Annotated in this window: 11 protein-coding genes; 7 read left to right on the forward strand and 4 right to left on the reverse strand. The window is 60.3% G+C overall.

Annotated elements, in window-relative coordinates; translation table 11 throughout:
• Positions 1 to 334: 334 nt before the first annotated feature.
• Positions 335 to 1,417 carry a hypothetical protein gene (locus GC425_RS09690; protein ID WP_151844884.1) on the reverse strand — a complete coding sequence of 361 codons (1,083 nt, stop codon included), beginning with the start codon at positions 1,415 to 1,417 and terminating at the stop codon, positions 335 to 337.
• Positions 1,418 to 2,071: 654 nt separating this feature from the next.
• Positions 2,072 to 2,824: a PaaI family thioesterase gene (locus tag GC425_RS09695; protein WP_151844885.1), complete on the reverse strand. Its 753-nt coding sequence runs from the start codon at positions 2,822 to 2,824 to the stop codon at positions 2,072 to 2,074.
• A gap of 134 nt (positions 2,825 to 2,958) precedes the next feature.
• Here GC425_RS09695 and GC425_RS09700 point away from each other — a divergent pair, with 134 nt between their 5' ends.
• From GC425_RS09700 to GC425_RS09715, 4 genes are all read left to right on the forward strand, one after another.
• Positions 2,959 to 3,813: an HNH endonuclease family protein gene (locus tag GC425_RS09700; RefSeq protein WP_231699809.1), complete on the forward strand. Its 855-nt coding sequence runs from the start codon at positions 2,959 to 2,961 to the stop codon at positions 3,811 to 3,813.
• Positions 3,814 to 4,208: 395 nt separating this feature from the next.
• Positions 4,209 to 4,700 carry a toxin-antitoxin system HicB family antitoxin gene (locus GC425_RS09705; RefSeq protein ID WP_151842743.1) on the forward strand — a complete coding sequence of 164 codons (492 nt, stop codon included), beginning with the start codon at positions 4,209 to 4,211 and terminating at the stop codon, positions 4,698 to 4,700.
• Positions 4,701 to 4,825: 125 nt separating this feature from the next.
• Complete coding sequence (locus tag GC425_RS09710; RefSeq protein WP_202879028.1) at positions 4,826 to 6,205, forward strand: MFS transporter; 1,380 nt, start codon at positions 4,826 to 4,828, stop codon at positions 6,203 to 6,205.
• 157 nt (positions 6,206 to 6,362) lie between these two features.
• A complete protein-coding gene (locus GC425_RS09715; RefSeq protein WP_231699810.1) occupies positions 6,363 to 7,772 on the forward strand; it encodes a PLP-dependent transferase in 1,410 nt (469 codons plus the stop codon).
• Positions 7,773 to 7,865: 93 nt separating this feature from the next.
• On the opposite strand, the gene GC425_RS09720 is transcribed toward GC425_RS09715, so the two are convergent.
• Positions 7,866 to 9,473 carry a serine hydrolase gene (locus GC425_RS09720; RefSeq protein WP_151844886.1) on the reverse strand — a complete coding sequence of 536 codons (1,608 nt, stop codon included), beginning with the start codon at positions 9,471 to 9,473 and terminating at the stop codon, positions 7,866 to 7,868.
• Positions 9,474 to 9,589: 116 nt separating this feature from the next.
• On the opposite strand from GC425_RS09720, the gene GC425_RS09725 reads away from it, so the two are divergent.
• Both GC425_RS09725 and GC425_RS09730 read left to right on the forward strand, forming a co-directional pair.
• A complete protein-coding gene (locus GC425_RS09725) occupies positions 9,590 to 10,378 on the forward strand; it encodes an SDR family oxidoreductase (protein ID WP_231699811.1) in 789 nt (262 codons plus the stop codon).
• 291 nt (positions 10,379 to 10,669) lie between these two features.
• The gene (locus GC425_RS09730) at positions 10,670 to 12,406 is read left to right on the forward strand and encodes a cytosine permease (protein ID WP_151844887.1); all 1,737 of its coding nucleotides are present in this window, start codon (positions 10,670 to 10,672) and stop codon (positions 12,404 to 12,406) included.
• A 102-nt stretch (positions 12,407 to 12,508) separates the two neighbouring features.
• Here GC425_RS09730 and GC425_RS09735 read toward each other — a convergent pair whose 3' ends face one another.
• Positions 12,509 to 12,832: a YbjQ family protein gene (locus tag GC425_RS09735; protein ID WP_151842740.1), complete on the reverse strand. Its 324-nt coding sequence runs from the start codon at positions 12,830 to 12,832 to the stop codon at positions 12,509 to 12,511.
• A 90-nt stretch (positions 12,833 to 12,922) separates the two neighbouring features.
• On the opposite strand from GC425_RS09735, the gene GC425_RS09740 reads away from it, so the two are divergent.
• Positions 12,923 to 13,621, forward strand: coding sequence for a DJ-1/PfpI family protein (locus GC425_RS09740; RefSeq protein WP_151844888.1), 699 nt, complete (start codon positions 12,923 to 12,925; stop codon positions 13,619 to 13,621).
• The last annotated feature ends 43 nt before the right edge of the window (positions 13,622 to 13,664 follow it).

Consider the following 13,664-nt stretch of genomic DNA (forward strand, 5'->3'; position numbering starts at 1 on the left):
CTTGCTGCTGCACGGGCGCACCCACCACGTTCTTGGTCCCACTTTCCTGGATCGAGGGCAAACTGTCGTGATTCTAGCCAAATCACAACACAGTGCCCTCGAAAGAGGATCTGAAGCCGCGTAAAAGGAGGGGCCGCACGGGAGGGCCCGGCTTTGCGAGTGCGAGGAGGAGCGTGCCTGCGTTGGCGAGAGCATAAGCACGGGAGCGACGGGCCTGCGTTGGCGAGAGCATAAGCACGGGAGGGATGTGCCTGCGTTGGCGAGAGCATTAACCACGGGAGGGGTAGGATCCGCAGCCGCACGGGAGCAGGAGAAGGAGGTGCTGCAGTGAGTGTCAGGGTAGTTCCTGAGGGCCGAAGAGCTTTCGGTGCAGCACCTCGTCGAAAAGCGGGAGGCTCCGAAGCACCTCGATAGAAATACGCTGGACAACCAAACCATAGGAGTCGCACGTAAGGTTAGAACGCGTATCGAAATCGCGCTGAGCGCGATTAAGATGATGCTGGCCATCATATTGCAAACCCACATGCCTGGAAGAACGTAACAGCTCTCCTACCTGCGCTAATTCCAACGAATATTTCTCTCGCGCATACGCCCATAAAGCACTTCCCACCTCCACAATCAACAGATCCATGACCGTCACACGCACACCGCCGCACAGAATCTCCACTTGAGGAAAGACCTCAAACCGAGATCCGCATCTACTGCGGGATAAAAGTCGTAGAGCAGTCTCCGGAGGTGAATCCGCTAACGAGGAAGAAAGAGTCCACACTTTCTTAAATACCTTTTGATTGACCACCCCTAAAGCCTCGGCGAACGCAACCTCCTCAGTGGCGTGAGGTGATAAAAAGCGCCGCACGGCATCCATCACCTGCACTTGCTGCACCTCTATGTCGGTCAGTCCTGGAACGAGAGGCGTAAACCATGGATCAACACTCGGCCGATTATGCTCCAACGCATCAATCACAGATGCACATGCAGCCATGGGAGTTAACGCATATAAATCAGGAGATGAAGCGTCCGGAGAATGGGTAGATAAACGCCGAGTATTCATGGACCGTCGGCGTAAGATGAGTTTATTGGCGGGAACTGTGGCGTCGGATAAAAAATAACGAATTTCCGTAGTCCCAATGGTCAGAAACGAGGTTGGTTGTTCATTAATCCACATCGATAAACCTGCTAGCGCTAACGCAGAAAAATGCGTGGCGACGCTGCGCGGATTAATGAGAAAATAGGCTCGCGTGCGCGTGACCTGCGAAAGGCCGTCGGTGGCGGCGTCTTTGGGAACAAGCACCCCACGGCCCACGCGGACGAATTCTCTATTGGCTCTCCAACGGCTGATTGTGTCCGCGCGCACGGGCATGATGTCCGTCGGCGTGCGTTTCTGCGGTCGATGGCGTTCTGCTTGATCCCTCCACATAAGGCATACCCTGCCAAGAATCGGCAGTAGTGCACAAGGGGGTTGTGGAATTTTGCGAAAATCTGTGGATAACTTCGCTTGGAGGCGCCGTGTGGGCGCAATGGCTGTGGATAACTCGCTGCGCATGGGGGCTTGGAGTGTGGCGGGGTGCTTAGTGGAGCTTGTTGTGGAGTGCGTTGTGGGCCCTGTCGTGGGGGCTCGTTGTGAGGCGTGTTGTGGGGTGCGGCGGGAGTCAGCTTTAGGGCGCATATGCTTTTTGCCGTGGCCTCTGCACGGCTGCAGATCTTCTTTTGAGGGCACTTTGTAGTGATGTGGCTGGAATCACGACAGTTTGCCCTCGATCCAGGACGGCCACCCTCGCACAACGATAGTTTGCCCTCGATCCAGGAAAAGTGAGGCGCGGGATCGGCGTGGGAACGGGGTGGGAGCGCCCGCGCACTGGCATTCCGTCCTCGATTTTGGATGGTCAGTTCGCTGTGCGCAGCTGCAGATCTTCTTTTGAGGGCATTTTGTAGTGATTTGGCTGGAATCACGACAGTTTGCCCTCGATTCAGGACGGCCACTCTCGCACAACGACAGTTTGCCCTCGATTCAGGAAAGTGGGGTGTGAGATCGGGGTGGCAGCGCCCGAACGTAGCGCCCCAACACACGGCCCTAGCGCTCGAACTTCTGCAAGTACTCCTCAGGAATGCCCAAGGCAAGAAGGTCGTTGCGGGACTTCGTGGACTTCTCCAGCGCGGCGTTGATGACGTGTTCCATCTGCTTTTCTGGGGAAGGGATGCGTCGTTGTTCAGACATCAGGATGGTCAGGATCTCGGGTTGGTCGCGGAAACAGTGCCACACAACGGCCGTGGCCAGGGACTCCAGGACCAGTCCGCGTGGCTCGCGCGCATGCTTCGGGGCGGCTACGCGGGTGGCGTTTTTGCGTGGTCGGACGTGGAGGTCTTGTTGCCCGATGCCCACCACGGAGCCGTCTTTGTTTTTCACGATGGAGGTGTAGGGCACGTTGCAGTAGCCGTCTTCGGCGACGGTGTTGCGTACCCATTCCAGCATGGTGTCGCTGAATTCAACTTCTAGGTATGCGCCGTTGCGTCCGGGGGAGATGTATTGGAATTCGCCGGTGCGTGTCCAGGCTTCGTAGTCCCGGCCCATGCGTCCCATGACCATGGTTCCGAACATGACGTCGGTCATGGCGAAGAGGGATCCGCCGAAGGCTGCGCCGTGCATGTTTTGTGTCCAGGGCCGTAGTTTGAGTTCGATGCGTGCGGTGGACCAGTCGTCGGCTACGTGGGTGATGCGGATGCCGGATCCGAACAGGGGTGCCCAGGCGTTGAGGAATCGGCGGGTGAGCTGTGGGTTTTCGATGCCTTGGGTGGCGATGTTGCTGATAGTTTTGCGTAGGTTCATGACATCACATCCTTCTTATATTTTTATCTACAATACCCAATGGGTCGCGGCGCCTCGGGATCGCCCGCCGCCCCGTGGAACGTATGTCCGAATATGCGAGGGGTGTGTAGGAGCCGCCCGCTAGAGTGTTTGACATGCGTACCTCTTTCCTTGCCGTGTTTCTTGTTGCGATGGTGGGCTTGTGCGCGGCGGCCTGTTCTGATGTTTCTGAATATCCGACGCCCAGCGCACCGTCCTCCCACCTCACCCACGATGCTGAGTCTGCTAGTGAGAAGGCTTTTGAGACTCAGGATGAGGCGGCCGAAGATATAGATGAGCGCCCTGGTGAGGACGCTTCCGAGGCTCAGGATGAGGTGGGGGCTGGTGGGGACGAGAGGCGGGCGTCGGGGCAAGTATGGGCGCATGTGGTCGGCGTCACGGGAATGAACACGGCGGACGTGTGGACGCAGTGGGAGACGCTGGCCGTGGCCGGCAGGGCCCCGAAGACGGGGTACGAGCGTGGCCAGTTTGGCCAGCGGTGGAAGGACGTGGATCGGAATGGCTGCGATCAGCGCAATGACGTTCTTGCGCGCGATATGACAAACATTGTGGCGCCGAAAGGGTGCAAAGTGCTGAGCGGGCATTTGGTGGATCCGTTTACTGGAGAGATTATTGAATTTCAGCGAGGGCCGAAAACCAGTAATGCGGTGCATATTGATCACGTGGTGCCGTTGGCGGATGCGTGGCAGAAGGGGGCACAGGGATGGACGCCGGAGCGCCGGGAGCAGTTCGCGAATGATCCGATGAATTTGCTGGCGGTTGATGGGCTGCAGAATCAGAAGAAGTCTGCGGGAGATGCGGCGACATGGCTCCCTCCGAACAGTGCTTTTCGTTGCCAATACGTGGCGACTCAGATTCGTGTGAAGCATGAGTATGGGTTGTGGGTGACGGAAGCGGAGAAGGACGCGATGGCTCGTGAGCTGGGGCGTTGCGGCGACAGGGTTGCGTAGAGGCGCGCGTGTGCAGCACTTTTCTTCACAGAGTGTTGCCAGGGAATGGTTAAGGGGCTTTTAATCCCAGGTCATGGGTCTGCAAGGTCGAGGCATCACTATAGAAATCACTGCGGTTGAGCGCATCGGCCGCACAGAAGATTGGTTAATGGATTGGTTAATCCGTCAATATGGATAATACGTTCGCTAGTGTCGTGGTGAATGTCAGCACAACCCTGGGAAGTCAGAAGCCCAGGGTTTTGTTGTGCGCGGGGTCGGGGCTGGAAGGGATGGTGGACAGTTCCGATGGGGCGGTCGTGTAGAGCTGTGTGTAGGACAGGCAGGGTAGGCTGCTCCTCAAGGAGTCGGTCGCAACCAACGCACCTTATATACAGCCACCTGAGGAGGCTTACGCCATGCCACCAGCCAGCCGCATTCAACGACGCACCGTTCGAAGGACGGGCGGGAAAACCGCCACGGACGCGCGGGCGGGAGTTGGGCAACACAGTTCCACGGACGCGCGGGCGGATGTCGAGCGCCGTACCGTTACAGACCCGCGCGCGGACTCAACGAACACACGCGCGGAGGCCGAGCACTACAGCTATCGAGTTGCTTGGGACCCCACGCACGAACAGTTCCTCTGCACATCGGTGGAGTTTCCGGATGTGAGAGTGCTGGCGTCGGATTCGGAAGGGGCATTGACCCGCGCACAACAGGACGTCGCCCGCGTTCTGGAGCGCGCAGCCGCAACAGGCGCGGACGTGCCACAGCCGCTGTCCACGCGGACATATTCCGGAAGGCTGCAGGTCAGGCTGGGGGAGGACCTGCATCGCGCGCTCGCATACGAGGCGGCGGAGAATGGCATCAGCCTCAATCAACTCATCCTGAAAAAGCTGGCCGCTGGGTAAGCGCCGCGTGTGCGGGTGCTACAGTTGCAGTACATCAAACGATTACAAACCCAGTCGGACGCGCTGCCGCTGGGTTTTGTTGCTCATTGTTGCACAAGGGCTGGCCGCGCCCACATAGGAAGAAGGTGTCCGCAACGTCCGCTTCAACGTCTGCCTCGAAGTCCGCGAAAACATCCGCGACAACGTCCGCGAAAACGGAGAAGATCATCTCCCCAACTTTTGTGCTCGCCTGGCTGGTGAACTTCGCGCAATTCATGGTGTTCTACCTGTTGGTCACCACGATGGCGCTGTATGCGGTGCAGCAATTCCAGGCGTCTGACACTGCGGGTGGTTTCGCCTCCTCGTCCTTCGTGGTGGGCGCGACGTTCGCCCGCATGTTCTCCGGCTACATCGTGGACGCGATGGGTCACAAGCGCACGCTCCTGTTTTCCCTGGTCGCGGTGGCTATTTCCTGTGCGCTGTATTTCCTCGCGCAATCACTGCCACTACTGATAGTTGTACGCATTCTGCACGGCGTGAGCTACGCCGTGGCCTCCACCGCCATCATGGCCGTGGCGCAATCCCTAATACCGAGCAGCCGTCGCGCCGAAGGTACCGGCTACTTCACGTTGGGTGTGACGCTGGCGACCGCGCTGGGACCGGCAACTGGCCTGGCGCTGTCGCAGCACGTGGGCTACAGCGCAATCTTCGTGACGGTGCTGAGCCTGTCCGTGGTGGCGCTGGGACTGGGGTTGCTGTTGAAGCTGCCCGAGCCGGGCGACGCGCAGGCTGGTCACGGCCCCGCTTCTGGCAATGCCGACAACTCCACCCCACGCAAGCGCTTCTCCCTGGCGTCAGTGATCCACCCGAAGGTCGCGCCGATCGGCTCGTTCATGCTGCTGGTGGGTGTGGCGTACGCCGGAGTGATCACGTACTTGAACGCGTACTCCGAGGCCAACGGCCTGATGACCGGCGCCAGCTTGTTCTTCCTCGCGTATGCCGGCGTGTCCTTGGTGATGCGTTTCATTCTGGGTCGCGTGCAGGATGCGCGTGGGGACAACGTGGTGATTTACATGGCGTTGGTGTCCTTCGTGGCGGGCCTGGCACTGTTGGCGTGTGTGTCTACCGATTGGCAGGTTGTGGTGGCTGGCGCGTTGGTGGGCTTGGGGTATGGTTCGCTGATGCCGGCTGTGCAGGCGATTTCCGTGCGTTTGGTGGATGTGCGGGAGATGGGCGCCGGCATTTCTACGATGTTTTTGCTCATGGACGTGGGCGTGGGATTCGGCCCGTTGCTGTTGGGTCTTGTGGTCACCCAGCTGGGCTTTTCCCCGATGTATTGGCTGTTGGCGGGCCTGACGGTGGTGGCTGCGGGCGTGTATTTCGCGGTGCATGGCCGCAAGCCGGTGGCGCGGGCTGATTATTTCGAGGAGTCGGAGATTGCGTCGCGGGTGACGGTGGCGCCACGTGCGGGTGCTGCGGATTCCATTGATCCTTTAGAAACCGACGCCGAACCTCGCACTCCATAAACCTCCCCTTAAAGTGAACAGCTTGGTCTAGTTGCGATACACTGCGTTCATGTACCTGTGCGCAGTGGCACCCGCCAGCGCACAGTGGTTCGCTCCAGCGCATACTAGTGCGCCGGCGCGCTGATAGCCCCGATGTCTCGTTTAAGGAAGGTCTTCCATGAGCGCCCACGATTCCCACGGCTCTGATTCCCACGGAACTCATGAGTTCAGCGGCTTCGACACCGCCGCCATTCACGCTGGTTGGACCCCCGATCAGCATATGGGTTCCATCAACGTTCCTATCTGGGCGTCCACCACGTTCGCCCAGAATGCCCCGAACGACCTTCGCGGTGGGTTTGAGTATGCGCGAGTGGCGAATCCCACGGTGGCGTCGTTGGCACAGACGCTCACGCGTCTTGAGGGCGGACGGTACGGCCGAGTGTTTGCGTCGGGTATGGCGGCGACGGATATCCTGCTGCGGGCGCTGCTGCTGCCGGGGGATCACGTCATCATTGGGCACGACGCCTACGGTGGCACCTACCGCCTGCTGAACACGTTCTTCCGCGAGTGGGGCGTGGAGCTGACCGTGGTGGACACCACCGACGTGGACGCTGTCGCCGGTGCGCTGCAGGAGAACACCAAGGTGGTGTGGCTGGAGACTCCTACGAACCCGCTGATGGCGGTGACGGATATTCAGGCCGTGGCCGAGCGCGTGAAGGCACACAATGTGCGCAATGGTGTGGTCGCTGAGGAGGCTGAGGAAGCTGAGGGTATCGCTGGTGTCGGCGCGCCGGGCGAGGGCGCTGTAAACACGGCGAACCCAGCGAATGCCGAGAACCCGGCCGAGGCTGCGGACGCTGCCGGTGCTGGCGAGAATGCGAGCCCCGTGAAGGAAGCCCAGAACCTGGTGCACGCCACGAACTTCGACGCCATCATCCCCGGCGCCCAGCTCATCGTGGACAATACCTTTGCCTCCCCATACCTGCAGCGCCCCCTGGAGCAGGGCGCGGACGTGGTCCTGCATTCCACCACGAAGTACATCGGCGGCCACTCGGATGTGGTCGGCGGAGCGGTGATCTGCAACAACGAGTTGCTGGACCAGAAGCTCGACTTCCTGCTCGGTGGAGTGGGGCCGGTTGCCTCGCCGTTCGACGCCTACCTCGCTGCCCGAGGAGTGAAAACCCTTGGTGTGCGCATGGAGCGTCACAGCTCCAATGCGCTGGCGATTGCGGAGTACTTAAGCGGCCGGCCTGAAGTAAAGGAAGTGCTGTACCCCGGTTTGGAGACGCACCCCGGCCACGAGGTGGCTGCCAAGCAGTCCACGGGCAAGGGCTTCGGTGGCATGATGTCGGTCCGCTTCCACAACCAGGAGGCGGCGCTGAAGTTCTGTATGTCCACGAAGCTGATCTGTCTGGCGGAATCCCTGGGCGGTGTGGAGTCCCTGCTGGAGCACCCGGGCACCATGACGCACCAATCTGTGAAGGGATCCCAGCTGGAGGTGCCGGATGACCTGGTCCGTATCTCCGTGGGCATTGAAGACATCAACGACCTGCTGGCGGACGTGGAGCAGGCGCTCGCGCAGCTCTAGCGCGGGCGCCGCGAGCGGCGCTGAGCGTTGTCGCGCGGAGCCTACTCGGCGCGCAGCGCTGGGTCGCGGCCAGCGTCAGTGCGCTGCACGGCGCTAGTGCGTCGCTGTGATCGCAGCCCGGACAATATCCAGAGTTTTCGAGCTGCTCACACCCACGCCAGGGGAGAATCCCTGGCGCACCACGATCAGATTCTCCGACGGCACCACCACCATGAACTGGCCATCGTGCCCATCGGCCCAGAACATGTCCGCAGGAAGGTCTGCGTAGGTGCGGTCGTCGGTCTGCGTGCGGCCACTCGTGCCCGCGCTGCCGGTGGTAGCCGCACTCGCACTCACGCTCTCGCTTGCGCTGCCGTTCGTGCTGTACGCGTCATCAGTCTCGCTGCCGAAGGCCGCCTCGCCCGTGGTGGCGCTGTTTAGCCACCAGCCGGAACCGTAATGCCCCGGATCCGAGCCATCCTTGTTCTTCTGCACCTCATCCACCTCATGCTCCGTCAAGGAGGCCTTCATCCACCCGGCCGGCAGCAGCTGCCGCCCATTGACCACACCGTTGTTCATGACGAACTGCCCGAACTTCGCCCAGTCACGAGGCGTGGCATAGGCGCTGGAGCCGCATTGGAGTGTGCCGTGGGCGTCGGGGGAAATCATGGCACTGGCCATCCCCACCGGCCTGAACAGCGTTTCCCACGCCAACGCCACGCCAGCGCGCTGCGCCACGGTGGATTTTTCCTGCATCGCGGCGCACGCCAGCGTGGTGGAGCCGGTGGAGTACTCGCGGTACGTGCCGGGCGCGTGCTCGAGGTCCTTGTCCGCGACGAACTTGCCCATGTTCGAGCTGGTGTAGAGCATGCGGGCGACATCACCGGTGGTGTCATAGGTTTCATCCCAGGCCAGGCCGGATTGCATGCGGAGCAGGTCAGAGTAGGTGATGTCCGCTTTGGTGGCCTTCTTCTCGCGCGAGGTGGTGGTACTACCGGCAGTACCGTCCGAATTAGCAGTACTATCAGCAGTACCATCAGCAATACCACTGTCAGTATCAACCCAATCCAACCCAGTCAGCGCCGAATCCTGCACAGAAAACTCCGGATCCAGCTGCTCCACACGCCCCATCAGCACATTCGCCACAGACTTCGTCATCGACCACCCCAGCTGCGCGTTATACGCCTTATAATCCTTCGCGTACTCCTCCGAAATCAGATTCCCATCCTTCACGACCACCACACCCCGCGTGCCGTCCACCTCAAAAGCCTTCTTCACCGCAGCATCCACCGCACGCTGCGCCTCCCCATTAGCCAAAGGCTTCTCCGGATGCCCGATGCCCTTCGCCTCGATCACCTGGCGCACACGCTCATCAATATCCGGCACCTCGTTCTTAAACTCGGGCCGCTCCTGGGCGACCGTGCACCCCACCCCCTCGGTATAAAAAGCCTCAGACGCATACAGCCCAAACACACTGGCCTGCACCTTATCCTCCGGGACGTTGAAGCTGGTGCTAAGCAGGTTCGCGATCGGCTCATCTGGCAGATCCGGCCCCGAGCCGGTCTTGTTAATGAAATGCTGCACGCAGGACGCCTGCGCCGCATAGCCCGTACCCACCCGAGCCTCCGGCGCGGCTTGAGTGCCAACGACCGTGCCCAGGATGACAGCCGTGGCCACCACGCCGCCTCCCACTCCCGCGGCGATTTTCGTGCCAGTGCGCATGCGTCCTCCTGTGAAAAGCGCCGGTGACAGCGCCTGTACAAAGCTTCGTGTATGACAATACCGCCGATCCGCGAGGCGACTCCGCCACGCCACCCACTGGGTTTAAGATTGGCGACATGGGTAACAACATGGATATTAACAACGTCAATCTCCCCGTCGGCGGCCGAATTGCTGTGGTGACGGGGGCGTCGGCGGGAATTGGGGAAGCCACCGCGAAATTGCTTGCGAAGGACGGATGGATCGTTGTCCTGTCTGCCCGACGCCCAGCGCACTTGAATCGAGTCGCCGACGAGATTAAGGCGCTCGGCGGGAAAGCATGGGTGGCCGAGACGGACGTGACGGACCTGGAGAGCGTGCAAGCGCTGGCGAGCACGGTGGAGGAGATCGTCGAGGCCGAAGGCGCGCAGGGCGTGGACCTGCTGGTCAACAACGCCGGAGGCGCGCGCGGGCTGGAGCCGATCCTGGACACGGACGCCGCCGATTGGCGCTGGATGTACGAAGCGAACGTGATGGGCACGCTGGAGGTGACGCGCGCTCTGTTCCCCGCCTTGGAGAAGGCGGAGGCACCGCAGGTGATTAACGTGGTGTCCGTGGCGGGGCGCGGCGCGTACCGCAACGGCGCTGGGTACAACGCCGCGAAGTTCGGAGAGACGGCGCTGACCGATGTGATGCGCATGGAGTTCGCGGAGCGGAACGTGCGCGTGTGCCAGGTGGATCCGGGGCGCGTGGCGACGGACTTTTCTTTGAACCGGTTCAAGGGCGACCAGGAGCGTGCGGATTCTGTGTACGCGGATGTGCAGAACCTGGTGGCCGAGGATATCGGTGAGACGATCCGGTGGATCGCTGCGCGACCAGCGCATATGGATGTGGAGTCCATTATGATCCGGCCGATCGACCAGGTCTAGGCCCAGCTTCTTACAAATTGTTCGACCAAAACGCCAATTTTCGCCCCAAAATTGGCGTTTTGGTCGAACTTTTTTCGGTTGGCCGCGCCCCACATGCCTGCCGGGCGGGCTGCGCCCAGTCTGGGCCAAGGTGGCCGTGCCAAGGCGACCGCACCCGTTGGCTGGGCCCGGTGGCCGCGCCCGTTATGGAAACATAACTGAAACACGGAGGCCCGCTTCGGACGAGAGTGAAACACACCTGTTACCGAAGTAGACCTAGAGGTGAAATATTGCCCTCATACAGTGCAGGGCATGACTCAATCACTCACACTCAACACAGCAGACACTCCAGCTGCTGGACCATCAGGCAAAGCACCAGCTGGACCATCACCCGCAGGCACGCCTGATGCCTCGCAAGCTGCCGAAGCTCGCAAAGCCGCAGCAAAGTCCTCCGAGGACTTCTCCTTAAGGTTCGCACCGCGCCATTACCGCAGGTGGACCCCAGCTGTGGTGGCGGGATCCGCTCTGGGTGGCATCGCCTACCTGGCCGATTTCTCCATCGGCGCCACGATTGGAATCCAGCACGGCACGGTCAATGCGCTTGGCGGAATCCTCATCGCCACAGTCTTGATCTTCATTTCTTCGTTCCCGCTGGCCTATTATGCGGCCCGCTATAATGTGGACTTGGATCTCATTACCCGCGGCTCAGGTTTCGGGTACATGGGATCTATTCTCACGAACCTGATCTTTGTCTCCTTCACCTTTATTCTGTTCGCCACAGAAGGCGCGATCATGGCCCAAGGCTTGAAACTGGGCTTCGGGCTGCCCCTGTGGGCGGGCTATCTTGTCTCCTCTCTCATGATCATTCCGCTGGTGATCTATGGAATGAGGTTTCTCGCGAAGCTGCAATCCTGGACTAATCCTCTGTGGTTGGTCATGATGATTCTCCCAATGGTCTACTTGCTCGTGAAGGAGCCGGGATCCATCTCGACATTTCTGGAGTACTCAGGGGAAAACGGTTCCGGTGTGTCTCTCGCGGCTATGATGCTGGCGGCGGGAGTGTGCTTGTCTTTGGTAGCTCAGATTGCTGAAAACATCGACTACCTTCGCTTTATGCCAGCCAAGACGCCCCAGAATCGGCGAGCATGGTGGACAGCAGTGATCCTGGGTGGCCCGGGTTGGGTGTTTTTTGGAGCGACGAAGCAGATCATCGGCGCGTTTCTGGGCGTGTACATTATTGCGACTCTGGGTCAATCTACGGACCTGGCTATTGAGCCGGTGAACCAGTTCTTCTCACTCTATTCTGACCTTATGCCCCCGTGGTTGGCTTTGGTGCTTGCTGTGTTCCTGGTGGTTATTTCGCAGATCAAGATCAATGTCACCAACGCGTATTGCGGTTCAGTGGCGTGGACCAACATTTACTCTCGATGCGTTAAGCGCTATCCGGGTCGTGTGACGTTTGTCCTGCTGAACGTGGGTATTTCTTTGGCGTTGATGGAGTTCAACCTGTTCCAGGTTTTGAGTTTCGTGCTGGCTTTTTATTCTAATTTCGCGATTGCCTGGATCTTCACGGTCGCCGCGGACATTGTGTTTAACAAGTATCTGTTGAACTTGTCCCCGCGGCAGCCGGAGTTCCGCCGTGGGATGCTGCACGACTACAACCCGGTCGGCATTGTCTCCGTGCTGCTGGCCGGTGGCGTGTCCGTGGCCGTGTTCTTCGGCGCGTTCGGTGCGCCCCTCGCGGCGTTTGCTCCTTTGGTGTCCGCGCTGCTTGCGGTGGTCGTCACGCCCCTGATGGCTGTGCTCACGCGAGGTAAATATTATCTTCGACGCCGGTCCGATGGCATCGACCTCCCTATGCTCGATGAGCATGGGAATCCGAGCGCGGAGACGCTGACCTGTGCGATCACCGGGGAGGAAGTGGAGCGGCCGGATATGCTCGCGTCACCGCAGCATGGTCCGGATGGGGAGAGGCTCTATGTGTCTTCCATTGCGCTGACATTGGATAAGGAAGGAGCGCATATCTTGCCGGCGGACGCCGACCGCTGATCCCCACACTTCTCTTTCACAAATTGTTCGACCATAACGCCAGATTTCGCCCCAAATCTGGCGTTATGGTCGAACAATTTGTAGAAGCCGTGGATAGGAGAGCTATTCAGGGCGTAGGGTCACCGCAGTGCCGGTAGCAGTGACCAGCATCATGCCGCCCGTGCCCACGGATTCGTAGTCGATCTTCACACCGATCACACCGTTGGCGCCCTGCTCGATAGCACGATCAACCATCTCCGCTAGTGCGGTTTCGCGTGCCTTACCGATGGAATCCTCGTAGCCCTTGGAGCGCCCGCCGAAGATGTCGCGGAATCCTGCGCCGATGTCTTTGAGCATGTTGATGCCCACGACCGTCTCACCAGAGACGATGCGGATGTAGTCATCGACGACGTGGTTTTGCACAGTCGCAGTTGTGCTGACAATCATGATATTCTCCTTAATCCTTAGTCTTCGTTGATTGTTTCCTCGAAGCATGTGTCTTCCTTCCCCATCCTAGAGAAGGGTTTCCTGCGCGTCATGCCCCAGCAACCTGCCCAGACCTCTTCACAGCAACCGCCCCGTCGCATCACGATCCTGCTCTTCGACGGCTTCGAGCTTCTCGACGTTGCCGGCCCAGTCGAGGTCTGGTCCAAGATCGATGACCTCGAGCTCGAGTACGTGACGCTTGACGGGCAACCAGCCAGAAGCTCCCAAGGTGCGGTCTTCCAGGCTGACCGCGCCTTAGTTGATACAGCCTTAGCCGACACAGCGCTAGCCAGCAACCCCCAGACCAGCACCACACAACCCAACACCACACAACCCAACGCCTCAGGCCACGCCCTTCTGGTCCCCGGCGGATTGGGAACGCGCACGCTGATCGAAGATCCAGATTTCCTCCAGGCACTCACAGACACCGCGAAGAACGCCACGCTCCTCACATCCGTCTGCACGGGCTCGGCCCTGCTCGCCGCGGCGGGCCTCCTGGACGGCTACCGGGCCACCACCAACAAGCGCGCCTACGACTGGGCGACCAGCTTCGGCCGCACCGTGGACTGGCAGCGCCGTGCCCGCTGGGTCCACGATCGCGACCGCTGGACCTCCTCCGGTGTGGCCGCGGGGATGGACATGGCCTGCGCTTTCGTCGCCCATTACTGGGGCGCCGCCCGCGCCGACGCCATTGCCCACGCCATCGAGTTGCGCGCCCAGACCGACCCTGAGGATGACCCCTTCGCCTAATTTTTGTCCGACGCCCGCCTCTCAACCACGCCACCTCACGCCC

It is taken from the genome of Corynebacterium sp. zg254 (assembly GCF_024701495.1).
Classification (GTDB): domain Bacteria; phylum Actinomycetota; class Actinomycetes; order Mycobacteriales; family Mycobacteriaceae; genus Corynebacterium; species Corynebacterium zhongnanshanii.